This is a genomic window from Vibrio crassostreae, assembly GCF_024347415.1.
Taxonomy (GTDB): Bacteria; Pseudomonadota; Gammaproteobacteria; order Enterobacterales; family Vibrionaceae; genus Vibrio; species Vibrio crassostreae.
This window is the reverse complement of the sequence record NZ_AP025476.1, coordinates 633,167-656,524: the sequence shown is the minus strand read 5'-3', so window position 1 is coordinate 656,524 and position 23,358 is coordinate 633,167. Positions and strand designations below refer to the sequence as shown.

Annotated in this window: 23 protein-coding genes; 15 read left to right on the top strand and 8 right to left on the bottom strand. The window is 43.4% G+C overall.

Going from position 1 to position 23,358, the window contains the following annotated elements:
• Positions 1-71 precede the first annotated feature (71 nt).
• Positions 72-2,288, bottom strand: coding sequence for an ABC transporter permease subunit (locus OC193_RS03035; RefSeq protein WP_048663746.1), 2,217 nt, complete (start codon positions 2,286-2,288; stop codon positions 72-74).
• 200 nt (positions 2,289-2,488) lie between these two features.
• Here OC193_RS03035 and ppk1 point away from each other — a divergent pair, with 200 nt between their 5' ends.
• Positions 2,489-4,585, top strand: a complete 2,097-nt coding sequence (gene ppk1 / locus OC193_RS03030) for a polyphosphate kinase 1 (RefSeq protein WP_048663748.1) — start codon at positions 2,489-2,491, stop codon at positions 4,583-4,585.
• Complete coding sequence (gene ppx / locus OC193_RS03025) at positions 4,576-6,087, top strand: exopolyphosphatase (RefSeq protein WP_048663749.1); 1,512 nt, start codon at positions 4,576-4,578, stop codon at positions 6,085-6,087. The genes ppk1 and ppx overlap by 10 nt, the downstream gene beginning before the upstream one ends.
• A 78-nt stretch (positions 6,088-6,165) precedes the next feature.
• Here ppx and OC193_RS03020 read toward each other — a convergent pair whose 3' ends face one another.
• Genes OC193_RS03020 through phoB form a run of 3 tightly spaced genes read right to left on the bottom strand, consistent with a single transcriptional unit; the run spans position 6,166 to position 9,160 of the window.
• A complete protein-coding gene (locus OC193_RS03020; protein ID WP_048658854.1) occupies positions 6,166-7,143 on the bottom strand; it encodes a PstS family phosphate ABC transporter substrate-binding protein in 978 nt (325 codons plus the stop codon).
• Entirely contained in the window at positions 7,140-8,438 is a 1,299-nt protein-coding gene (gene phoR, locus OC193_RS03015; protein WP_019823041.1) for a phosphate regulon sensor histidine kinase PhoR, read from the bottom strand. The genes OC193_RS03020 and phoR overlap by 4 nt, the downstream gene beginning before the upstream one ends.
• Positions 8,439-8,470: 32 nt before the next feature.
• Positions 8,471-9,160: a phosphate regulon transcriptional regulator PhoB gene (gene phoB, locus OC193_RS03010; protein WP_004735064.1), complete on the bottom strand. Its 690-nt coding sequence runs from the start codon at positions 9,158-9,160 to the stop codon at positions 8,471-8,473.
• Between the two features lie 194 nt (positions 9,161-9,354).
• Here phoB and rdgC point away from each other — a divergent pair, with 194 nt between their 5' ends.
• The 3 genes from rdgC to OC193_RS02995 all read left to right on the top strand — a co-directional run bounded on the left by rdgC (position 9,355) and on the right by OC193_RS02995 (position 12,162).
• Positions 9,355-10,269, top strand: coding sequence for a recombination-associated protein RdgC (gene rdgC / locus OC193_RS03005; protein ID WP_048663750.1), 915 nt, complete (start codon positions 9,355-9,357; stop codon positions 10,267-10,269).
• 206 nt (positions 10,270-10,475) lie between these two features.
• Positions 10,476-11,879, top strand: coding sequence for a prephenate-dependent tRNA uridine(34) hydroxylase TrhP (gene trhP, locus OC193_RS03000; protein ID WP_048663751.1), 1,404 nt, complete (start codon positions 10,476-10,478; stop codon positions 11,877-11,879).
• A 28-nt stretch (positions 11,880-11,907) separates the two neighbouring features.
• A complete protein-coding gene (locus OC193_RS02995; protein ID WP_004735061.1) occupies positions 11,908-12,162 on the top strand; it encodes a YfhL family 4Fe-4S dicluster ferredoxin in 255 nt (84 codons plus the stop codon).
• 40 nt (positions 12,163-12,202) lie between these two features.
• On the opposite strand, the gene OC193_RS02990 is transcribed toward OC193_RS02995, so the two are convergent.
• Both OC193_RS02990 and mepA read right to left on the bottom strand, forming a co-directional pair.
• Positions 12,203-12,511: a hypothetical protein gene (locus OC193_RS02990; protein ID WP_048658856.1), complete on the bottom strand. Its 309-nt coding sequence runs from the start codon at positions 12,509-12,511 to the stop codon at positions 12,203-12,205.
• A gap of 273 nt (positions 12,512-12,784) precedes the next feature.
• A complete protein-coding gene (gene mepA, locus OC193_RS02985) occupies positions 12,785-13,624 on the bottom strand; it encodes a penicillin-insensitive murein endopeptidase (RefSeq protein WP_048663753.1) in 840 nt (279 codons plus the stop codon).
• A 487-nt stretch (positions 13,625-14,111) separates the two neighbouring features.
• On the opposite strand from mepA, the gene OC193_RS02980 reads away from it, so the two are divergent.
• Positions 14,112-16,547 carry an N-6 DNA methylase gene (locus OC193_RS02980; protein ID WP_048666131.1) on the top strand — a complete coding sequence of 812 codons (2,436 nt, stop codon included), beginning with the start codon at positions 14,112-14,114 and terminating at the stop codon, positions 16,545-16,547.
• A 69-nt stretch (positions 16,548-16,616) separates the two neighbouring features.
• Here the strand turns inward: OC193_RS02980 and OC193_RS02975 are convergent, their stop codons facing one another.
• Both OC193_RS02975 and OC193_RS02970 read right to left on the bottom strand, forming a co-directional pair.
• Positions 16,617-17,585 carry a phage integrase gene (locus OC193_RS02975; protein WP_048666130.1) on the bottom strand — a complete coding sequence of 323 codons (969 nt, stop codon included), beginning with the start codon at positions 17,583-17,585 and terminating at the stop codon, positions 16,617-16,619.
• 36 nt (positions 17,586-17,621) lie between these two features.
• Positions 17,622-17,918: a helix-turn-helix domain-containing protein gene (locus OC193_RS02970; RefSeq protein WP_017099388.1), complete on the bottom strand. Its 297-nt coding sequence runs from the start codon at positions 17,916-17,918 to the stop codon at positions 17,622-17,624.
• A gap of 120 nt (positions 17,919-18,038) precedes the next feature.
• On the opposite strand from OC193_RS02970, the gene OC193_RS02965 reads away from it, so the two are divergent.
• The 9 genes from OC193_RS02965 (at position 18,039) to OC193_RS02925 (ending at position 23,234) form a co-directional block, all read left to right on the top strand.
• Positions 18,039-18,254: a hypothetical protein gene (locus tag OC193_RS02965; protein ID WP_017084672.1), complete on the top strand. Its 216-nt coding sequence runs from the start codon at positions 18,039-18,041 to the stop codon at positions 18,252-18,254.
• A gap of 198 nt (positions 18,255-18,452) precedes the next feature.
• Positions 18,453-18,722, top strand: coding sequence for a hypothetical protein (locus OC193_RS02960; protein WP_048666128.1), 270 nt, complete (start codon positions 18,453-18,455; stop codon positions 18,720-18,722).
• Positions 18,719-18,967 (top strand): hypothetical protein, encoded by a 249-nt coding sequence (locus tag OC193_RS02955; protein ID WP_048666127.1) that lies wholly within the window; start codon positions 18,719-18,721, stop codon positions 18,965-18,967. The genes OC193_RS02960 and OC193_RS02955 overlap by 4 nt, the downstream gene beginning before the upstream one ends.
• Positions 18,968-18,972: 5 nt before the next feature.
• Positions 18,973-19,236: a hypothetical protein gene (locus OC193_RS02950; protein ID WP_048666126.1), complete on the top strand. Its 264-nt coding sequence runs from the start codon at positions 18,973-18,975 to the stop codon at positions 19,234-19,236.
• 9 nt (positions 19,237-19,245) lie between these two features.
• Positions 19,246-21,111, top strand: a complete 1,866-nt coding sequence (locus OC193_RS02945) for a replication endonuclease (protein WP_048666125.1) — start codon at positions 19,246-19,248, stop codon at positions 21,109-21,111.
• A gap of 65 nt (positions 21,112-21,176) precedes the next feature.
• Entirely contained in the window at positions 21,177-21,494 is a 318-nt protein-coding gene (locus OC193_RS02940; protein ID WP_048666124.1) for a hypothetical protein, read from the top strand.
• The gene (locus tag OC193_RS02935; RefSeq protein ID WP_048666123.1) at positions 21,487-22,059 is read left to right on the top strand and encodes a hypothetical protein; all 573 of its coding nucleotides are present in this window, start codon (positions 21,487-21,489) and stop codon (positions 22,057-22,059) included. The genes OC193_RS02940 and OC193_RS02935 overlap by 8 nt, the downstream gene beginning before the upstream one ends.
• Complete coding sequence (locus OC193_RS02930; RefSeq protein ID WP_048666122.1) at positions 22,043-22,510, top strand: hypothetical protein; 468 nt, start codon at positions 22,043-22,045, stop codon at positions 22,508-22,510. Before OC193_RS02935 ends, OC193_RS02930 begins: the two co-directional genes overlap by 17 nt.
• Complete coding sequence (locus OC193_RS02925; RefSeq protein WP_048666121.1) at positions 22,470-23,234, top strand: hypothetical protein; 765 nt, start codon at positions 22,470-22,472, stop codon at positions 23,232-23,234. The genes OC193_RS02930 and OC193_RS02925 overlap by 41 nt, the downstream gene beginning before the upstream one ends.
• Positions 23,235-23,358: the final 124 nt, after the last annotated feature.

The window sequence follows — 23,358 nt, the reverse complement described above, 5'->3', positions numbered from 1 at the left end:
TACGAAGCTCAGGATATACGCTAATAAAGCCACTAAAAGCCATTGATACACATTGAGGCAAACCTTTAAAACTACAACGCACGATATTTATCTCTCAGTCTTTGTCTAACCCACTCAGCAACTGAGTTAACCGCGAATGTGAAGATAAACAGCAAGAGTGCAGCCAAGAACAGCAAGCGGAAATGAGAACCGCCTACTTCTGATTCAGGCAGCTCTACAGCAATCGTTGCCGATAAGGTTCTCATCCCTTCCAAAATATTCCAATCAAGAATTGGTGTGTTACCTGTAGCCATCAAAACGATCATAGTTTCGCCAACCGCTCGCCCTAATCCCATCATGACCGCAGAGAAAATACCTGGGCTAGCCGTCAGTAATACAACATAAATAAGGGTCTGCCACGCTGTTGCCCCCAACGCTAATGAACCATCAGATAAGTGTTTAGGTACAGAGAAAATAGCATCTTCGGCGATCGTAAAAATTGTTGGGATGACCGCAAAGCCCATAGCAAAACCAACCACCAGCGCATTGCGTTGGTCAAAGTCGATACCATAGCTGGCCAAGAAGGTACGAATATCACCACCAAATAACAATGCTTCAATGTTGTTTCCACCAGCAAACACCGCAACCACTGTAATCACCAATACCGGAATCAATATCAGTGCGTGCCAACCATTCGAGAAGCGGCCTGTTACCATCTTCGGTAAACAGAACCAAACAAGTCCAGTCAGCAGTGTGCTCAGAGGTAACAACACCATTAATGAGAAGACTGCTGTTAAATGCGTCTCAACGATTGGAGCAAACCACAGCCCGGCCAAAAATCCGATGATCACGGTCGGAAGTGCTTCCATTAGCTCTATCGAAGGCTTCACCACTCTTCGCATGCGTGGCGACATGAAGTATGCGGTGTAAATCGCTCCAAGCACAGCAACCGGTACGGCAAACATCATCGCAAACAGTGCAGCTTTGATGGTACCAAACGTGATAGGTACTAAACTGAATTTCTCTTCAAAGTCATCATTCGCCGAGGTCGATTGCCAAACGTATTGCGGCTCAGGGTAGCTTTCATACCAGACTTTTTGCCACAGTGATGAGAATGAGATTTGTGGGTATTCATTGTCGACTTTAGCCACACTGATGGTGCCATCAATCAAGGTCGCCAGATGCAGTTCATTAGCAGACATAGCGGCTAATTGTGGTGACTTATCAAATGCGCGCTCGAATAGCGACAGCTTTTCACTGGTCGTATAATGGCTTTGTAATGTGCCGTTCTTATAGAAGCTGTAAAAACCCTTCCTATAAGTATCGGGCAAAATAAATTGCACTTGTTCAGCCAGCTGGAAATCTCGAATATGGGTCAGACTACGCTTTTCATCTTTAAGTACATCGAACCACTGAGAAACCTGTCCGTCCTCATGCGTGACCAACAACGAGTATGCCCCAGACAGTAAATCGATGCTTTTTACGGAATGCTTCGCATCATTTAAGCTAAGGTCAATCACTTCACGAACATCAAAGCCGTTATCTGATAGTTTCAAAACAACCAAATCCGATTGTGCTCGGAGATATAAAGTTTGCCCATCAGGAGTAACGAGCAGTTGCTGCTGTAATCCCAATTTATCCGATAGCCATTGGCTCTTCTGAAAAGCATACTGACCAGCAAGGTCACTCTGATACCACTTAACCAAGACTCGCTGGTCACTCAACTGAGCTGCCACCGTAATACCACGCCCATTTTTAGAGAACGCGAATTTGTCGATCGTCGCCCCATTAGAGGATTCATCATTTAAAAATGGCTCAGGGAGAGTGATTTGCTCGATTTTAGGTTCGGCTTCGCTGCCCTTTTTCAGTACAGGCGCACTATACTCAGGATAGAAAAAAGTAAGATTGCTTGCGCTGTCGGCAAAGGCAAACCAGCTTTCAGATGGGGTATTTCGAGAAAAGGCGATGGGGTTAGCTAAAACATTACGCTCAAAGTAAGAATGTGTATTTTGAGACTCTAAATCCCAAAACTGAACCAAACCGGACTTTTCGATAGTAAACGCATGCTGACCGTATTCATCTACGGATAAGGCGATAGGCTTTTCTACTGCAACGGTCTTTACGGCTTGGTTAGTCTCTAAACCAGTATCAGAAAATACCGGTAAAATGACCATCGCCAAGTAAACAAAGATCAGCACCAGAGCAGCTAGAACACTGACTGCACCACATGTCACCGAAAAACGGACGAGACGATCTTTCAACCATCTTTTTTTGTCGCGCTCTTTCAATGAAAATTGGGCTGAAGCCATCTGTTTATCTACCTTTTTTTAGCTACTGACATAATATGTACGTTAGATGACAATTATATTACAAGTTACGTTAAACAACTGAAACTAATAACAAGTTTGTTGACCATATTTCTTAAAGTAAGATCCTAGATTTTGTGAATTTTGTCATTCTAAATTAAAGTAATCAGCTCTATAGCCAGCACTCAAGGATTATCATCTCGATGGAAAAAGACTATGTCACAAAAGAACTTAGCTGGTTATCCTTCAATGAAAGAGTGCTCCAAGAAGCGGCCGACAAGTCAGTTCCCTTAATCGAAAGAGTTCGTTTTTTAGGTATTTACTCGAAAAACCTCGATGAGTTTTACAAAGTCCGATTTGCTGATGTGAAACGAAAGATCTTACTTCAAGATCCTCAATTACCTGCCAACTCGCAGAAAACCCTGCTAACTCAAATGCAGAGCAAAGCAAGTAAGCTCGACGCTCGATTCCATGAGCTGTATAACGACCTATTGTTGGAACTGGCGCGCAATCGTATTTTTTTGGTCAACGAACAGCAAATTAGCGAAGAACAGAGTGAGTGGATCAAAAAGTACTTTAAGAAAAAAGTGCTGCCACATTTAACTCCGTTTCTCTTGAACGAAGATAGCCAGTTACTCAATATTATCAAAGATGAACAAAGCTACTTGGCGATCGACATTGAGAAAGAGACATCTTCTCAATATGTCTTACTCGAAATCCCATCTGAAGCTCTTCCTCGATTTGTTAAGTTACCAGACACTTCAGGTTCACAGCGTACGACTTTGATCTTATTAGATAATATAGTTCGATTTTGTTTAGATGACTTGCTTAAAGGATTCTTTGAGTATGACTCCGTGCGTTGCTTTGCTATAAAAATGACGCGTGATGCCGATTATGATCTTCAAGATAACAATGAAAATAGTCTACTAGAATTGATGTCTTTAGGTTTAGAACAGCGCTTGACGGCACTACCGATACGCCTTATTTATGAGTCAGAAATGCCTGCTGAAATGCTCAACTTCTTACAAGTCAGACTTAAACTATCTGACTATGACAGTGTCATTGCGGGTGGTCGTTATCATAACTTCAAACACTTCTCTGAGTTCCCAAGCCTTAATAGACGTGATTTAGTTAATCATCCACTACCCCCGATTAAGTGCGCGCATTTCAGTCATTATCCAAACTATTTCGAAGCGATCAAAGCGCGTGACATCTTACTCCATTACCCTTATCACACCTTTAATCACATCACTGAGCTTGTTAGGCAGGCTTCCTTTGACCCGAAGGTAACCTCCATCAAAATAAATGTTTACCGTGTTGCGGAAGGCTCAAAACTCCTCAGCTCGATCATCGATGCGGCGCACAATGGTAAAAAGATCACCGTGGTTGTCGAGCTGCAAGCCCGCTTTGACGAGCAAGCCAATATTCAGTGGACCAAGAAACTTCAAGAAGCGGGTGTAAAAGTCATCCATGGTATCCCGAGCTTAAAAATTCACTCCAAGCTGCTGCTCATTAAACGAAAAGAAGGCAAGCATACAGAGCATTATGCCCATATTGGCACCGGTAACTTTCATGAAGTTACAGCGCGCGTTTATACCGATTTCTCTCTACTCACTGCGCATGAAGATTTGACTCAGGAGGTGAGACAAGTTTTTAAATATATCGAAAACCCATATCAAAAATCACAGTTCAAGCAACTGATTGTGTCACCAAAGAATACAAGAAAACGTCTATATCAGTTGATAGATCGTGAAATACAAAACGCGATAGAGGATAAGCCAGCAAGCATCACTCTAAAACTCAACAACTTGGTCGATCGAGAGATCATCGAAAAGCTCTATCAGGCTAGCCAAGCCAATGTAAAAGTAAGAATGGTCATTCGTGGTATGTGCTCCCTTGTCTCTGGCATACCCAACATCAGTGACCATATTGAGATTGTCAGTGTGGTCGATCGTTTTCTCGAACATCCGAGAGTGATGATATTTGGTAATGCTGGAAAGCCGAAAGTCTATATCTCCTCTGCTGACTGGATGACTCGAAACTTTGATCACCGCATCGAGGTTGCTGCCCCAATTTTAGATCCAAAGATCAAGCAAACCATTATCGATATCACCGAGTTTCATTTTGAAGACGGCAACAAAGCTCGAGTGTTAGACCAATCGATGAGCAACCCTTACATACAACCACCAGCAACCCCACTTGATTACCCAACGTCACAACTCTCCACTTACCACTATATTAAACGTATGGAGAAACTTACTCGCAAGAAGTACAAACAAGAGAAGAAATCATGCCGCTAATTGATAACGAACATTCTCGATGTATTGCCGCTATCGACTTGGGTTCGAACAGCTTCCACATGGTGGTTGCCCGAGTATTCGATCAACACCTGCAATTAGTCAGCAGACACAAACAGAAAGTGAGATTAGGTGATGGATTGGATGAACGTAACTTCCTATCCGAAAGCGCTATCGAGCGAGGCCTAGAATGCCTCAAGGTGTTCGCAGAACGACTAGCGGATTTTGAGCTTGATGATGTCAGAGTTGTTGCGACTCATACTCTAAGAAAGGCCAAAAACGCTAAAGACTTCTTAGAACAAGCTAAACCATTGTTTCCTTTTCCAATCGAGATCATTTCTGGTCAAGAAGAAGCTCGAATAATCTATAACGGCGTAGAACACACTCAAACCGCTTCTGAATCTAAGTTGGTTATTGATATCGGTGGAGGGAGTACCGAACTCGTCGCTGGACAAGGCTTTACTCCCCTAATTATGCGCAGTTTACCGATGGGATGCGTCAGCTTCACTCAACGTTTCTTTACTGAAGGAGAGCTAACCTCACAACACTTTTCAGATGCTTATACCGCGGCTACTCGTCTATTGATGCCACTGATTGAAGAATATAAAAAGCCCCCTTGGGAAATAGCCTTTGGCTCATCTGGGAGCGCTAAATCCATAAAAGAGGTACTCATTGGCTTAGGATTCACCGACGGTCTCATTACGCCCCAGCGCCTGTCCTATTTAAAGAATCACTTATGTGAGTATTCATCTTCCGAAACCTTAAATCTTTCAGGTTTAAGTGATGAGAGAAAGCCAGTGTTTGCTGCTGGTGTCACCATTCTTTCAGCAGTCATGGATACGCTAGACATCAAGGAGTTACATTTTTCTGATGGTGCCCTAAGAGAAGGCGTTCTTTATGACATGGAGGATAGATTTAAAGATATTGATGTTCGCACAAGAACTGCCGAAACGCTGGTCTCTCGATACCATGTTGACGTAGCTCATGGCCAGAAAGTCAAAGTACTCGCACTTGCATTATTGAAACAAGTGCAGCCTCAAGTGACTACTACAGTCACTAATGAGCTGTATGATCTGGTTGGTTGGACAGCATTGCTTCATGAGGTTGGACAAAGCATTGCATTTCAAGGCTATCACCGCCATTCGGCTTATCTGCTTAAGCACACGACAATGCCAGGCTTCAATACGGAGCAGCAACGTCTGATCTCGACATTAGTTCGCTATCAAAGAAAAGCGCTCAAGTTACAAGACTTACCGGAGCTTTCTCTATTTACTCCACAACAAATCACACTGCTGATTCGTATATTGAGACTCGCTATCTCACTTAATCGTCAGCGAAATCAAGCACCTGAACCAAACGTAACTCTAACGATTGAACAACAGCATAACTGGGAATTAAAAGGATCTAACAGCGACTGGTTGACCCAAAACCAACTGCTTGAGTATGAACTCAGAGAAGAGCAACAACGTTGGAACAACGCTGGATGGTCGTTGAAACTAAAATAACGAACAATCAAAATAATAACAGCCTGCGAGATCGCAAGCTGTTCATAGGTTTCTTTTCTACGTTCGTAGTGACCTCAATCAGAGCCCGACTTTCGCCAACTCTTGCTCTGCGAACTCAGACGGTATCGCTAAGTAGCCATCCTTCTCTACCAGTTCTTGCCCTTGCTTTGAGAATACAAAAGTGAGGAACTCTCTCTCAACAGGAGAAAGCGGTTTATCTGGGTGTTTGTTCACGTACACATAAAGAAAGCGTGATAGAGGGTAATCACCGCTCAAGATATTCGATCGAGTCGGCTCTACATAATCAGAACCATGCTCTGAAATAGGAATAAGCTTTACACCTGCTACACGATAGCCAATACCTGAGTAACCGATCCCACTGATTGATGAAGCGACCGATTGCACAACGGATGCGGAACCAGGCTGCTCATTCACGCGATTTTTAAAATCACCACCGCACAGCGCATTCTGTTTGAAGTAACCGTAGGTACCCGATACTGAATTGCGGCCGAACAGTTGGAATCGATGTTTTGCCCATGGTTGTTCGATTCCGAGATCTTGCCAGCTATTGAGAGGCTTAGTCGCTCCGCAGCGTAGAGTCTCGGAAAAGATGCCATCAATCTGACGAAAGTTGAGCCCCTCAATAGGGTTATCACGATGCACAAAAAGCCCAATCGCATCGATAGCAACTCGCAGTGCTGTTGGCTTATATCCATGCTCCCTTTCAAATGCTTCAATTTCTCGCAGGCGCATCGGACGACTCATTGGCCCTAGATGTGCAGTCCCTTCGGTTAAGGCTGGAGGAGCAGTAGAAGAACCCGATGCTTGGACTTGAGCGTTAACATTTGGGTAGTAGGACTTGAACTCTTCCACCCATAACGTCGTCATACCCGCTAAGGTATCCGAACCGACCGATAATAAGCTCCCAGAAATTCCCGGAACCTTAGAATAATCAGGAAGAGAATCGACACCCTGTTCGGCATGCACAGGGTTAACTAAAACAAACGCTAATAATGAGCTGACTGGAAAACGCATCCTGCGTATCGAGCAACTCATGATACGGTCAGTCGATTTGGTAAAGTAAAATGGAATCGACTACCGACGCCCACTTCACTTTGAATTTCTAAATGTGAGTCATGGTGACTAAGCGCGTGTTTCACAATCGCTAATCCAAGACCACTACCACCAGTATCACGTGAGCGTGCTTTATCTACACGGTAGAAACGCTCTGTGAGTCGATGTAAGTGTTGTGGCTCAATACCGTCCCCAGTATCGGACACATCCAAACACGCGCCTTGACTGGTCTGGTACCAACGCACCTTAACCGTCGCGCCCGGTGGTGTGTATTTCACTGCGTTATAAACCAAATTCGATATCGCACTTCTCAATTGGTCTTCATCAGCTAATACACGTAGGCTCTTATCAATATCAAACTCAAGCTTGTGTTCGCGGTCACCACTCAAGCTCGCGGCTTCTTTCTCAAGAACCTCAAGCATAGCGGGAACGTTGACCACTTCATCAAGCTCATGCATTGGCGCAGCTTCAATTTTAGAAAGCGTGAGTAGTTGATTGACCAGACTGTTCATGCGATTCAATTGCTCGGTCATCACACCATGAGCTTTAGGCCACATAGGCCCAACGACCATGTCTGGGTCTTCCGTCATTTCAAGGTAGCCCTGAAGTACGGTCATTGGAGTACGTAGCTCGTGAGAAACGTTAGCAAAGAAGTTACGACGCATACCTTCTAGCTGCTTTAGCTGAGTAACATCACGTACCACCATTAAGTGTTCACCCTCGGTATACGGCACAATACGCAACTCAAGCATACGCTCCACATTCAGTGGCGAAGGCATCTCTAACGGTTCTGAAAAATCTTGTTTATTAAGATACTTAATGAAGTCCGGCGTGCGGATCAAGTTAGAAATCGGTTGTCCTGAATCGTCCGGCCAGCGAAACCCAAGTAAATATTGAGCGAGCTTATTACACCAAACGATATTACCTTCACCGCGAAATACCACAACGGCATCGGGAAGCGACTCTGCACCGTTACGGAAACGGCGAATAAGATTGGTCAATTCTTTACGCTTGCGACGCTGTCTCTGCTGCATACGATAAATACCGTTGAACAGAGATTCCCAATTCCCAGAACCTGATGGTGGCGTTAGACGCTTCTCATCCCACAACCATGCGGACAAACGCATTTGATTATGTAGATGCCAGCCGAGCTGCAATACCGTGGCAGCCAGCAGTAACCAAGGTAGGTAGCCGAATATCCAACCGACTAAAACCCAAGGTGCGTAAAAAAAAGCCAGCTCCCAAGCCAGCTTTTTCCAGGTTAACTTTTCAACCATTCAGGACTCCGTAAACTGGGTAGCGAGCCACACTAAGCCTTTGTAGAAAAACGGTAGCCCGCACCGCGAACCGTTTGGATTAACTTGTCGTGACCTGCAGATTCAAGTGCTTTACGCAGGCGTCGAATATGTACATCAACAGTACGATCTTCAACGTAAACGTTGGTGCCCCAGACGTTATTCAGTAATTGCTCTCGGCTGTATACACGCTCTTGGTGCGTCATAAAGAAGTGCAGCATTTTGAATTCTGTTGGGCCCATATCTACTGGACCTTCACTCGCGGTAACACGGTGTGATACAGGGTCTAGTTTAAGACCTTGAACGTCAATCACATCTTCCAATGCGGTTGGGGTTACTCGGCGAATAACCGCTTTCAGGCGAGCTACTAACTCTTTTGGCGAAAATGGTTTGGTAATGTAGTCGTCAGCGCCAACTTCTAAACCGCGAACCTTATCTTCTTCTTCACCACGAGCCGTCAGCATCACCACTGGGATGTTGCGAGTTAACTCTTCACGCTTCATGTGCTTGATAAAGTTTATCCCGCTACCACCAGGTAGCATCCAATCTAGTAATACTAGATCTGGGAAAGGTTCACATAGCTTGTTTACCGCTGTATCGTAATCTTCAGCCTCTACTGCTTGGTAGCCTTTTTGTTCAAGTACAAAACACAGCATCTCACGAATAGGTGCTTCATCTTCAACGACCAGAATCCTTCTCGACATAATTGAATAGCCTTTGTATTTAATCAACGCATTGCATTATCTGAGTTAATTATGACACTTTTGTGACCTTTGAAAACAAATTTTCATATAACTGTCTCAAACGTTTCACTTTACAACTTTTGATACAGAGCTAAGGACAAATCGAATTAGATCTCATATCATGAAGCACTTCTAAAAAGGTATGAGAAAAATTTATGTGGTTTAAAAATTGCCTAGTCTATCGCTTCAACCGTGATATTGATTTCAACGCAGATCAGCTAGAGAAACAACTTGAAGAATTCCGCTTTACTCCTTGTGGTAGCCAAGACAAACAGAAGTTTGGTTGGGTACATGCAATGGGTAGACACGGCGATATGATGACGCACGTATCAGAAAACCGCATTCTAATTTGTGCAAAGAAAGAAGAGAAAATGCTACCGGCTTCTGTGATCAAAGAATCGCTGAACGCAAAAGTAGAAACGCTTGAAGCTGAATCTGGCACTCCTCTTAAAAAGAAAGAGAAAGACAGCCTAAAAGAAGACATCATCATTGATTTGCTTCCTCGTGCATTCAGCCGCAGTAACTTTACTTATGCGCTGATCATGCCAAAAGAAGGTTTCATTGTGGTTGATGCTAGCAGCTACAAAAAAGCAGAAGACGTATTAGCATTGCTACGTAAAACAATGGGTAGCCTACCAGTCGTGCCCGCTATTCCTGAGCAAGCGATTGAAACGACTCTAACCAAGTGGGTTAAATCAGGTGATACACCTCAAGGTATCACAATGCTTGATGAAGCTGAGCTTAAGTCGATTCAGGAAGACGGCGGTATTGTTCGAGTTAAGAAACAAGAACTAGAAACGGACGAGATTAAGAACCACATCGAAGCTAATAAGATGGTGACTAAACTTCTTATCAACTGGCAAGATCGTATTGAATTCATTCTGGCAGAAGACGGCAGCATCAAGCGCCTAAAATTCAGCGATGAACTTAAAGATGAAAACGATGATATCCCTCGAGAAGACCAAGCTGCGCGTTTTGATGCTGATTTCTCACTTCTATGTGGTGAGTTCAGCGTTTTCCTTCCGAACTTATTTGAATCACTTGGCGGGTTAACTCAACCAAACGCTTAATCTGTGATTTTAAAAGCTCAGATTTCGATGGTATCTGAGCTTATTTCCTAGCAAACTCTTGCTTATATTTATCTCTCTGCCCTCTTCTTAATGTCATTGCTATCTTTAGGGCTATCAACCAAACTCGTTTTAGCGTAAAATTTGCGCCCCTTTGATATCACTTGGTGGTATCAACCTGACTTGAGATCAGATTAGAGAACGAAGCAATGACTACACAAAAACCATTTGTACCTGAACTATTATCACCGGCAGGAAGCCTTAAAAACATGCGCTACGCATTCGCCTATGGCGCAGATGCAGTTTACGCAGGCCAGCCACGTTACAGCCTTCGCGTTCGTAACAACGAGTTCAATCACGAAAACCTACAAATTGGTATCGATGAAGCTCATGCTCAAGGCAAAAAGTTATATGTTGTATGTAACATTCAGCCGCACAACTCTAAATTAAAAACATTTATTCGCGACCTTAAACCTGTTGTCGATATGGGCCCAGACGCTCTTATCATGTCAGATCCTGGTCTTATCATGATGGTTCGTGAAGCATTCCCGGAGATGCCAATCCACCTTTCTGTTCAAGCAAACGCAGTAAACTGGGCGACCGTTAAGTTCTGGTCAACTCAAGGCGTTGAGCGTGTGATTCTATCTCGTGAGCTTTCTCTTGAAGAGATCGAAGAGATTCGCGAACACTGCCCTGAAACAGAGCTAGAGATCTTTGTTCACGGTGCACTTTGCATGGCGTATTCTGGTCGTTGCCTACTTTCTGGCTACATGAACAAACGCGATCCAAACCAAGGTACTTGCACTAACGCTTGTCGTTGGGAATACAAAACAGAAGCGGCAAAAGAAGACGAAAACGGTCAGATCGTTGAAGCAAACCCTACTGGTGTTGAGATTCAAGAAGTAGAAGTTCAAGACGAACGTCCAGACAACACACTAGGTCTTGGTAAACCAACCGACGAAGTCGTTCTACTTTCTGAGTCACATAAGCCAGAAGAGAAAATGGCAGCGTTTGAAGATGAGCATGGTACTTACATCATGAACTCAAAAGATCTTCGCGCGATCCAACACGTTGAACGCCTAACGAAGATGGGTGTCCACTCTCTGAAAATCGAAGGTCGTACTAAGTCTTTCTACTACTGTGCACGTACAGCACAGGTTTACCGTAAAGCGATCGATGACGCTGTAGCAGGCAAGCCGTTCGATGAAAGCCTAATGGGTACACTAGAGAGCCTAGCTCACCGTGGTTACACTGAAGGTTTCCTACGCCGCCACACTCATGATACATACCAAAACTACGAGTACGGTTACTCTATCTCAGACACTCAACAGTTTGTTGGTGAATTCACAGGTAAGCGCCGCGGTGACCTAGCGGAAGTAGAAGTGAAGAACAAATTCCTAGTTGGCGATAGCTTAGAAATGATGACACCGAAAGGTAACGTTGTTTTCACGCTAGAGATGATGGAAAACCGTAAGTCTGAAGCAGTAGAAGATGCGAAAGGTAACGGTCACTTTGTATTTATCCCTGTACCAGCAGATCTAGATCTAGAGTACGGCTTGTTGATGCGTAACTTGAGCGAAGGCCAAGACACACGTAACGCATCAGGTAAGTAACTTTACTTAGAAAACCGAGAAGTAAGCAATGGCTCTGTTAATCACTGACAAGTGCATAAACTGCGATATGTGTGACCCTGAATGCCCAAATGGTGCAATCACTATGGGTGACAGTATCTTCGAGATCGATCCAGATTTATGTACTGAATGTAAAGGTCACTATGAGAAGCCAACGTGTCAATCTGTATGCCCGATTACCAAGTGCATAATCACTGACCCCAACCATATTGAAACTGATGATGAGCTACTTGAGAAGTTTGTTATCATTCAAGGCTTGACCTAAAAGAGAAAAGGTTCAACTTATTGTAAGTTGAACCTTTTTTTTATCCTGACTTTTCGATTGGATAAATATTGCAGAAGAGCTCTTTTTCAAATTGATATTCGAGTCGCTCCCGCCAATTTATCGACTGAGAAACAGGAACTAGATAAAAGTGTTCCCGCCCAGTGTCAGTCACAAATGCCATTCCATACTGCATCAATTCATAGTGAACATCATTCACGAAGCTAGGGTCTAAGCGTTGTCTACCTGTCAGTTGGGTAATGTCATCTCTCGAAATCGAAATACCAGAACTTTCAGCGTTGAACCTATGTCTTAACCATTCTGAAAATTCCTTGGCACAAATCATAGTCATAGTCTTATCCTTGAATTATCTATCGACGGGTATCAGACTCTGATTTCGCATACTGCATATAAGCCGCATCTTTCACCCCAAAACACTCCATCCCTGACCAAACCTTGTCAAATTCGTCATCGCCGTTGCTGATACCGTAATTGATTTTATTAATATCAAACGATGTTCTTAATCTAGTGTTTATAAACTCTAGACAAAAGTATGACATTTCTCCAGTTTCAGAGACGAGAAAGCCAGTGTCGTTACCACTGTAATTAACCTTGATAGATGCGATTACTTATTAGATATCAAGGCTAAACATTGACTTGGCATCACTTTAACTTTCTTCTTTTTCTTACTTTTTACGACTTTTTTAGGAGGAGGAACAGGTATAATTTTCGGAGCCCAACTTGCAAGTTCGTCTCCACAACCATCACCTTTAGGAGGGCTTGCTTGGGCTATGCAGTTTGAACTCCCTTCAGGGCACTTCAAGCGAACATGAAAATGTGAATGATGTCCCCACCAAGGTCTGATTTTTCCAAGCCAAGCTCTATCATCTGCGTCAGAATCTTCTTGATCACAAAGGGTTTGCTTAATCACTGGATGAACAAAAATACGCACTACTTTTTCATCTTTCGCTGCATAACGAATAACTTGAAAATGCTCATCAGTCCAATTCGATTGACGCAATTTGTAGTTAGTAAGATCCACAACGCTCACAGGTTTAGGCACAGCTAACTCGTTTTCTGACAATCTCTTACTCGTTAACCTTAACCATATATCAATATCTAACCCGGTTTGATGACTTGAATGACCGGAAGAAAAGCGCCCTCCTCTAGGAAGAGAAATATCACCGACCAATAAATTAGTATTGAGTTTCTCGCTAGTAGTTACACCTAACCTCTCGATAAACTTTATAGCTTCTGTATGACCATAGTAGCATTCTCTTTGGGGACGAATGATTTGATACCCCAAACCATTAATAGGTAGAGCCTGTGCTCCATCAAGGCAGCCATTAGCATAACTACCTATTGATGAGGTTGAGTTTCTTGTCGGGATTTTTTCTTCTTCCCATGGGGTTGCCAAAGCAGAAAGTGAATAAAACAGGACAACTAAAACAAAAGATAACCTCATAACCGTTCCATGTAAGTGATGCATATTATCTATACTAGTCGGCATTCGAGAAGAGTTGACGATTATTGGTAACTTTTTGGGGATAGACAGAGAGGTATTTGAGGTGGAAGAAGCTGAAAGGGGATTATGAAGTATTTCGCCACCAGAAAGCAAAAAGGCTCTAGTCTTTCGACTAGAGCCTTAAATATGGCAGGGGTGGAGAGATTCGAACTCCCAACACGCGGATTTGGAATTCTAAAAAACCATCTTTAAGATCATATAGTTATGATTTGTAAAAAATGGAAGTACAAATATTTCCGCCTATTTCTGTTTTTTAACGGTTAAGATGCAATGCCCTACTTTAGTGACTGTTACTTTACCTAGACCTCCAAATAAAAAGCCTTGAAACTCTCACTTTTTAAGCTATATGGTGGTATATTCATCCAATTTTCATCAAGTTAGATTGACAAATTTTGAACTAAAAACTCTAACATTAGGAACGAATTAAGTGGCTAAAAAAGAAGTAAAAACTGACTACTGGGTTAAAAGTCTTTTAGATGATGCCTCACTAAATCTTGAACCCCAAGGAAGCTCAATCCTTGAGATCAATAGTGCACTAAAAACTGCATCTAAGAGTGGGACTGGAAAAGTAGGATTCCCTGAATTTGTGGGTGTTATCAAAGACTTTCTTATTGTAATTGAAGATAAAGCTGAATTAGCTAAGCATGTTAAGTTAGATAAAGGGTTAATAAGCTCCAAAGTTAAAGATGTAAAAGATTATGCTATTAATGGTGCATTATTTTACGGTAAACACTTAGCAAAAAACACTACGTACAAAAAAGTTATTGCATTTGGTATTTCAGGAGATGAAAAAAAGCACCGAATCAGCCCTGTTTACATAGATGAGACAGAATATTATCGAGAACTACCAGACGTAGAATCCTTTATAGTCTTCAATGAAGATAACATTGATGAGTACTATGTTAGAGAAATATTAAAGGAAGAAACTGACGAAGATAAAGAAATTTCTGAGATTCTTAAAGATGCTGCAGAATTACACGAAGATCTAAGAAATTATGGATCTTTAAAGGATATAGATAAACCATTGGTAGTATCAGGTATTTTACTTGCTCTCAGAGAAGCAGAGTTTAGAAATTTTTCTCTTGATGAGCTAACTGGAGATACTATTAAAACTGATGGTGAAAAAATATTTGATGCTATTAGCTCTAATTTAATACGTGCAAACGTATCTCCTGAAGTTAAAAAAGACAAGATATTAAGTCAATTTTCAATAATAAAAAACACAAAAGTATTAAATGAAAAGAATGACACTTTAGGAAAAACTCCTTTACGACATTATGCAGAATTCCTAAATGAGAAAATTTATAGAAATATTAGATATGTCAATTCATCTGAAGATTATTTAGGAAGATTTTACGGCGAATTTATGTCGTATTCAGGAGGTGACGGTCAAACATTAGGCATTGTTTTAACACCAAAACACATAGCAGATTTATTTTGTGACCTCACTCAATTAACAGAAGATGATGTTGTATTTGACCCTTGTTGTGGTACTGGTGGATTCTTAGTGGCTGCCATGCATCATATGCTAGCTAAGACAGATGACGAATATAAGCGTAAATTTATTAAACAAAAAAGCCTACATGGACTCGAGTTACAACCTTATATGTTTACTATTGCTACAACTAATATGATCTTACGTGGCGATGGTAAAAGTAACCTTATTAATGAAAACTTTTTAAAACAAGATAGTAATAAACTACAGTTAAAACAATCAACTATAGGAATGATGAACCCTCCATATTCACAAGGTTCTAAACAAAACCCCGATCTTTATGAATTAAGTTTTACCGAGCACTTGTTAGACTCACTCTCTATTGGTGCACGAGCAATTGTAATTGTTCCACAATCGTCTATGACTGGTAAATCCCAAGAAGAAAAATCTTTAAAGCAAAACATTCTAAAAAATCATACTTTAGAAGGTGTTATTACCTTAAATGGCGACACTTTTTATGGCGTAGGGACATTGCCTTGTATAGCTATTTTTACTTCTGGAGAACCTCATCCAAAGAGTAAGATCTCTAAATTTATTAACTTTAAAGACGATGGTTTTATTGTTAAGCCCCATATAGGTTTAGTTGAAACAGAACAAGCTAAGGATAAAAAACAACATTTGCTTGATGTGTGGTTCAATAAAATTGAAGCCGAAACAAATTTTTGTGTTAGTAGCACTGTTGAAGCCTCTGATGAGTGGCTACATGGTTATTATTATTTCAACGATGACCCTGCTGTAGACTCTGAGTTTGAAAAAGTAATTGAAGATTATTTAGAGTTTGAGTTCTCCATGTTCATTAAAGGTAAGGAAAATCTTCTTCCAAAACTAGAAGTTCTTGAACAAAAAAACATCACCCCATTAGAAGGTAAAATTTGGAAGGAGTTCTTTTTAACGAATCTTTTTACTTCAATACAGCGTGGAAAAAGATTGAAAAAATCAGATCAGGTAACTGGTGACATACCTTACGTATCTTCAACAGCTATGAATAATGGTGTTGATAATTATATATCCAACAGAGATAATGTTAGGATTTTTGAAAACTGTCTAACTATCGCTAATAGTGGAAGTGTTGGAGCAAGTTTTTATCATGAATACGAATTTGTAGCTAGCGATCACGTTACTCATTTAAAGAATGAAGATTACAATAAATACATTTACCTATTTATCTCAGGATTAACAAATCGATTATCAGAAAAATATAACTTTAATAGAGAGATAAACGACCCTCGAATTTCAAGAGAAAAAATAGTTTTACCAATAGGAGATAATGGACTTCCAGACTTTAATTACATGGAACAATACATTAAGAACCTTATGATATATAAATATAAAAAGTACAATAGCTTAATTGAAAAAATAAAAATATAATTCACAATTATTAATTTTGGTTCCTGATTGTTCAGGAACCATTTCAAATATATTATAAAAATAAAATTTTTATAATATATATTTTTTTTGATGTTGATTTAGTGGATTAAGCATCAAAGTTTCTTCCAAGTGCTCAGGAGCCAAGTGCGCATAACGCATGGTCGTTGAAATTTCACTATGACCCAGTACATCTCTTAACTTCACAATATTGCCGCCGCTCATCACATAATGACTCGCAAAGGTATGACGTAGAACGTGAGTCATTTGCCCTTTAGGTAAATCAATCTTTGCCTCTGAAACCGCCTTTCGAAAAGTCGATAAGCTGCTTAAAAACATCCTTTCTTTACTGATGGGCTCAAGTTCCGTTAATTCATCATAAAGCGTTTGATTAATGGGTACCGAACGATTCTTAGATGATTTGGTATTCAAAAACGTGATCTGATGATTTTTAATTTGTGAGGGTTTCAGCGATTCCGCCTCCCCCCACCGAGCACCGGTGGCCAAGCAAATCTTTACTATAAAAATCAAAGACCTATTACTGACTGTTTGACAGGACTCCAAGAGCCTTGCGATCTCATCATGTTCCAAATACCTCAACTCTTTTTCACGCTCTTTGAATTGACGAATTTGAGTGAGCGGATTCTCGAACTCAATCACACCTAACCGACTTAATTCATTGAACATTGCTCTGAGATAGGCATGCTCTCGGTTAATAGTGGTCGTTGTCACTTCAATACTTCGCAGCTCTCGATAATACGCAAAATCTTTACTGGTGAAGTCGCTAGCAATGGGGTTCCCCAAACGCTCTGATATTCGATAAAGACTCTTTCTCAACCGAATGTGATCACGTAGCGTTTTACCATGCATTCGATACCAAAGCGTGATCAATTCATCCAGCGTTCGAAAGTCTTTCCCTGCACATTCCCGCTCAAGTTTTAAGGCCAACCGCTTATCAAGTTGCATGGCCTTTCGCTCACTATCAAACACCTGATTAGGGGCCAGACTTGAATAATAATTCGCATTCTTCTTTAAAATCATTCTTCCCCCATCGATAGTATTTAAGCAAGCAAACCGTTAGGCAAGTTTCTTGTTGTTGGTTGTTTTTTCGACAATTCCGAGCTCTGATAGTATAGAGAAGTCGGGACTAATCTGGCCCGACTCAGGAAGTACTTCATCGGTCACCAACCAATATGCATACTTTTTGAAGCGCTCATGCTTTGTGATCTTCATCAAAAAATCACCTTTTGGAATTCTTCTTTCTTGTTCATAGTCTCTTTGTGCACCTATCGATATATCAATAAGTTGCGACATTTCTTCCTGACTTAATTTTTCTGAAATTCGAATTGCTTTGATTTTTTTTCCCAATTCCACTCTTGACCTCACTACGGCTATTGCCGTACATTTAAACCACGGCAAACGCCGTAGTTTAGAATTAGCTTCATCATATTTCCGTGTATTTCACGAAAATCATCAAACCTACGAGGATATCACATGCCAATGCTGCCCGCGTTATTCATGTCTGTGCCTTTATTTGCACGTTCTCACGGAATGAGTGAAAGACAGGTTCTCGATCGTCTTGATAATGCTGATTTACCCGAAGTGGAAAAAGAACTCGATGCAGGGAAGCGGTATGTCGACCTCGTCGAACTCGCGGCTCGTATGGAAGCGGGACAATTCAAACTGTCGATATTGAGGAAGAAATCATGACCCCTCTCATTCAAATCTTCTCAAACCAGAAATGCCTACCGGTGGAAGTGGTGCCAGCCAAGGAGCACTCTTCGAATTTCTCTCACGCCGTGTCAGAAATGGAAGACCGAGCCGGTCACCCTGCGTCCTTCATAGCCACCAACCTTGCCATCATCCCGCTTGAGGGTGATTTGCGCATAGTCGTACAAGGATAAGCCCATGACTCACGCCGACGTCACTCAACACCTTTACCGCTTTTGGGTGGAGGCGTACCACCAAGATATGCACTGCCTAAAAGAGAGCGCCCCTTCAAGCTTGGTGACTCAAGCGCAATCTGAGCTCATCCATGAATCCATTATTGAGCGTTTGCATGAAGTGCGCGTCTACGCCGAAACCAGCGGCGAACACCACTTAGCTCAATCCATCGATGACGCTTGCACAAAGATGTACTTGTTCAACGAAGCACCCAACAAGGAGTTAGCCCAATGAAAGTCCAAACCGAAAACAATCTTGTCTATGACAGCAACCATCCAAAATGCCAGCTCCACTTTGCCCGAACTCACGGGCGCGGATTTGCGTTCATTCAATGCCTTGATACCGGCTTAGACGGCAAAACAGAAAGAGTAAAGCGTTACTGGGGGTTCTATACCGACTCTCTGAATGACAAAGAGAATGAAGCGGATATTTATCGCATCATGAATTCAGGCAGTCCGTGGCCTGACTTACCGAAGTAGTCGTCATGGAGGATGTTGATTACACAGAGTCGGTATCCAGTGTGGACTTGCCTATCTACGATCCCATCCACAAGCCTTGCCCCGACATGGAAGGGCTCAAAGACTTTAACCCAGAAAAAACCGAGAGAGCGCGTTTCTTAATATCGAAGCTAAGAGAAAAGCACGGCATTAAAAAGCGCGTTAAATCGACACCTAAACCCTTGAATTACACCTGCACCGAACGAGGTTGTATCGAGCCTTGGGGAACAGTGAGTAAAGGAAAAACTTAAGGTTGGACTATGAGTACTTACAAACGATTCCATCAACCCAACATCACTCTGTCGTTAAGTCAGTATGTCTCAAACCTGACAGCACACCTACCAGTAATGATGCGTCAAGATCTGGAGCTTAAATTAGGGCTGAGGAAAAAGCGCAGCAATCCAACCGACCGTAATCTCGCCTTATTCATCACCGAACGCGTGAGCTTTGTGGATAACGTCGTCCATCACTTTACCCAAAAATTCCCGTTTGGTTTCATAAACCATGAGCCCAAACCGCTCGAACTGACTCACGACATCTTGATGAGCGATGATGCGCTTAAAAATTTCGCCATTCAACTCACCGTGGCCTTTGTCGATATCATCAATGATATTGCCGTGACCGACACCGAAGCGCGTATTGATGGCATTCCTGAGAGCCCCACCGATTACTATCACGCCCTGCACTATGCCTTTGAACAAATCCGAGATTTGATGCTCAAGGTCTTCATCGAGCCTCCGAGTGCCGACACGCGTGATATCGCTCAAACACTCACGGTTCGTGACGCTGAGATCTTATTAGAGTGCGCGATTCGTCGTTGTATAGACCCTAAAAACTTAGTGCGTAAATTCAAACGCCTTCGCAAGCGCTACATTGAACATGCTCAAGTCACCCTTGGCAATGTCGGGGAACAACCCAGCCAACATTGCAATGTGTCACGCCTGACTCTCTCCAACTTCAAGCAGCAATTACGCGAGTCCGAAGCCTTCATGAAAAGCATGGTGGTCATCAACCACGAGACCCTGCAAGAATTCAATCTCGATGAGGTGGCCTCTCGTACGACCGCCAATCCAGAAAATCGATACATTGAGTTGGTGGTTCGCAGTCGCGGAGATGAAGAGCGGGCGATCGATATGGGATTCGAAGGGGTCTTCATCACATGGACACTCCCGTCTAAATATCACCGCAATTCGTCTAAGTGGAACGGCTGCACCGTCAAAGAAGCGCATCAAAACCTGATGGAGCAATGGAGACTGGCCCGCGCCCACTTCGCCAAACAAGACATTCCTTGGTTTGGCCTACGGGTGGCCGAGCCCCACAAAGACGGCACGCCTCACTTGCATGCCTTTGTCTATTGCCCTGCAGAATACAAAGCCGACCTCATGCGCATTTGTGCAAATATCGCCCGAAGTGAAGATGCCGACGAGCTCTACAACAAAAAGAAACGCAAAGCCCGTTTTCACGCAAAACCTTGCAACCCTAAGAAAGGCAGCGCTACTGGCTACATCATCAAATACATCTCTAAGAACATCAACGGGGCGCACCTCCCAGAGGGTAACGCGGCCAGTAAGGCTCTTTCTGTACGCGCTTGGGCTAGTGCGTGGGGCATCAAACAGTTCTCTCAATCGGGCTCTCCAGCGGTGGGTCTGTGGCGACAACTGAGACGCGCGAACAAAGCCGATGTGGCGATTGATGAAGCGTTAATCGACCTGCATGAGCATGCGGATAAATCACGATGGAAAGACTTTACGAAGCACATTGGGGATTTGCGCCTCGCCCATGAAACGCAGATTAACCAGTATGGCGAAACCACCAAACGGGTGATCGGATTGGAATGGTTAGGTCACGTGATCGAGACCTGCCGCGATCACTTTTCGGTGGTGGCGAAGTGCGATGTGGACGCGTGGAAAAAAGCGCGGAGCGCTGTCCCTTGGAGCACTGAAAATAAGTGTAACCCACCTCCGGAAATGGAGATATCCCCGCTCGAAAAAGCCTTAATGGACGTGACCGGATGGAGCGTAAAAGGGGTTCAATGCTTGCTTAAACCGCTGTCGATGGGGGCGAAAATCCCCATTGATAAGCACACCACTCTCAGCCTTATCAACGGACGGTTGGGAGTCACTTAACCCACGCCAACGATGTGAATCAGAGGCCTTTATCCAAGACCAACGTCGAGAGACAGGGGAAGACAATGAAAAGACTATCGCTTGAGGAGTGTCAGCGAGATTTAGCCGCCCTCGATGCGGCTGACAAGCTGACCGCCAGCCTGAAAGTGGAAATTGACCGTTTTAAAGAAATGGACACCGGCGCACTCATGAAAAAAGCCATGGGGATGTTGATGAGTGGCAACCTCTCACTGGAGGCATTAGGGCTTCCCGTCAACTTGTTTGAGCAGCTTGAGCACCTCGACAAGCTCAATGGGGTCGCTCGCCTGAAATACCGTGCAGTGGTAGAGGTTCAAAAGCAGCAGCTCGATGAGATGGAAAATGCAGAGGTGGATCATGGCTGAACATAAAAACCCAATCCGTGGGTATCTCTCTTGCCCGGTTTGTCAGTCGGTCGCCAGCGCTCATCAAGTGGGTGAAGGGAAACTGATTGCTACAGGGGAGCCGCCTAAAAACAGCCGCAACATCGGGTTGATGTATTACCGTTGCCCAAAGTGCGGTAACAGCTCACATAGCCATGAAGTGACCAAGTTCATTAAAGCGAATCTTGTCGCTGACTCAACCGAACTTCAACCGACAGTCACCGATAAACTGTCGGTGGTTGATCCGGTTTTGATAACCGAACCTAACCGAACAGAGGTAACCGACGCGGTAACCGAACTAACCGAGGGGTTAACCGAACCGGAAGAAACACAAGAAACCAGTAAAGACGCGGTTTCCAACCGAGCGGTAACCGAAACGGGCAGCGATGAAGAAACAGAAAAAAACCAAGGCAAGTTTTCCTTTAAACGAGTCGTAGCAGCGTTGGTGTCGGTTATCTTCCTCATCTGGGCATTTTCTCAACTGCTACCTAAACCGAAAGCCCCAACCGAACCAACGCAAGGGGGTGAGCATGGAGCAAACGAATGAAGTCTTGTTGAATGAGTCAGCGGCGGTGGATGATTGGGGGGATTTTGGCGCGGTCATTGATCAGCTTGAACAGCAAGAGCAAACCGAAAGCGAACCAGTTAGCCTAACCGGCTCAACCGAAACGGTAACCGAAGATAAAACCGAAGCCATGGCGGGATTACTGGATATTGTGTTCGCTTTGACCGAACAAGCCACGTCCATGATTTCAGGGGTTGAGTTTGAATTTGACGGTAAAGGGAAACAAGCCGTTATCGATGCCGCGCAGCCGGTCTTTGCCAAACATGGCTCAACCTTGATGGGAGTGTTTGGGGACTACATCGAAGAGGCGACGCTGCTGCTTGCAGTTTTGGGCTTGATCTACGCGTCCAAACAACAAATGGCTGCCTTGATGCAAGCCAAGGAGACCGAAAGTGAACAAACCCAAAACCCTAGCCCTACCGAATCCCGTTAATGCTAACCCGTCCTTTGATGCCGACCACACCCTTTATGTGGCGGGAACGGGAGGGGGAAAAACCTCAGCGGTTAAGCATTTGGGGTTAATCCCGAAAACCGCACAAGCGGTCTTTTTTGACCCCTACACCAACTACGCGGGAAATAAGTTTCAAGGACAAATGTGCCACGGCACCTCATCACGCTTAATCTTTGTGAAATCGCTGGTGATGGCGCGTCGTCGTGGCGGCTCGTTTAAGTTGGCGTACATTCCAGCCAATGGGGCAACCGGTGGAGAGTTGGAATTTTTCGCGTCGGTGGTGTGGTCGGTAGGGAACGGCCGCGCTAGCCGGCTCTATACGGTGATTGAAGAGTTAGCCTCCTGCGTAGAAACCTCTGGCAAACTTCGAGGTCGTGCGGGTGAGCTGTTGCGTGGCGGGCGTCAGTATGGCCTTGTGGTGCACTCCATATTTCAGCGCGGCCAAGAGGTACCGAAAACCGTGACCGAGCAATCCAGTGTTTGGTGGGTGGGCGCAGTTAATTCTCTGAGTGATGCTCAATGGATCGCGGATAAACGCGGGTTGGATGTGAATACTATTGCGACGTTGAAATCCGCTAAGGTCAACAAGCAACGTATCGGGAAACCGATCGCGGAATACCTCTTGATCCGTGATGGTATTGGTAATATTGAGCATAAGGCGTTGAACTGTCAGTCAGGCTCAACACTCAATTTGAACTACCGGTAACCGCCCTTTTTAACCTATAGGTTACCCATCTAACCTATAGGTAACGCTTCCTTTCTTTTTCAACCTTTTTCCTCTTTGATAAACACTTCATTTGATTATTCAAGATCCAACGTCGAGAGACAGG

Coding starts and splice junctions, on each gene's coding strand:
- OC193_RS03035 (WP_048663746.1), bottom strand. CDS start 2,288: ATGGCTTCAGCCCAATTTTCATTGAAAGAGCGCGACAAAAAAAGATGG.
- ppk1 (WP_048663748.1), top strand. CDS start 2,489: ATGGAAAAAGACTATGTCACAAAAGAACTTAGCTGGTTATCCTTCAAT.
- ppx (WP_048663749.1), top strand. CDS start 4,576: ATGCCGCTAATTGATAACGAACATTCTCGATGTATTGCCGCTATCGAC.
- OC193_RS03020 (WP_048658854.1), bottom strand. CDS start 7,143: ATGAGTTGCTCGATACGCAGGATGCGTTTTCCAGTCAGCTCATTATTA.
- phoR (WP_019823041.1), bottom strand. CDS start 8,438: ATGGTTGAAAAGTTAACCTGGAAAAAGCTGGCTTGGGAGCTGGCTTTT.
- phoB (WP_004735064.1), bottom strand. CDS start 9,160: ATGTCGAGAAGGATTCTGGTCGTTGAAGATGAAGCACCTATTCGTGAG.
- rdgC (WP_048663750.1), top strand. CDS start 9,355: ATGTGGTTTAAAAATTGCCTAGTCTATCGCTTCAACCGTGATATTGAT.
- trhP (WP_048663751.1), top strand. CDS start 10,476: ATGACTACACAAAAACCATTTGTACCTGAACTATTATCACCGGCAGGA.
- OC193_RS02995 (WP_004735061.1), top strand. CDS start 11,908: ATGGCTCTGTTAATCACTGACAAGTGCATAAACTGCGATATGTGTGAC.
- OC193_RS02990 (WP_048658856.1), bottom strand. CDS start 12,511: ATGACTATGATTTGTGCCAAGGAATTTTCAGAATGGTTAAGACATAGG.
- mepA (WP_048663753.1), bottom strand. CDS start 13,624: ATGAGGTTATCTTTTGTTTTAGTTGTCCTGTTTTATTCACTTTCTGCT.
- OC193_RS02975 (WP_048666130.1), bottom strand. CDS start 17,585: ATGATTTTAAAGAAGAATGCGAATTATTATTCAAGTCTGGCCCCTAAT.
- OC193_RS02965 (WP_017084672.1), top strand. CDS start 18,039: ATGCCAATGCTGCCCGCGTTATTCATGTCTGTGCCTTTATTTGCACGT.
- OC193_RS02960 (WP_048666128.1), top strand. CDS start 18,453: ATGACTCACGCCGACGTCACTCAACACCTTTACCGCTTTTGGGTGGAG.
- OC193_RS02955 (WP_048666127.1), top strand. CDS start 18,719: ATGAAAGTCCAAACCGAAAACAATCTTGTCTATGACAGCAACCATCCA.
- OC193_RS02950 (WP_048666126.1), top strand. CDS start 18,973: ATGGAGGATGTTGATTACACAGAGTCGGTATCCAGTGTGGACTTGCCT.
- OC193_RS02945 (WP_048666125.1), top strand. CDS start 19,246: ATGAGTACTTACAAACGATTCCATCAACCCAACATCACTCTGTCGTTA.
- OC193_RS02940 (WP_048666124.1), top strand. CDS start 21,177: ATGAAAAGACTATCGCTTGAGGAGTGTCAGCGAGATTTAGCCGCCCTC.
- OC193_RS02935 (WP_048666123.1), top strand. CDS start 21,487: ATGGCTGAACATAAAAACCCAATCCGTGGGTATCTCTCTTGCCCGGTT.
- OC193_RS02930 (WP_048666122.1), top strand. CDS start 22,043: ATGGAGCAAACGAATGAAGTCTTGTTGAATGAGTCAGCGGCGGTGGAT.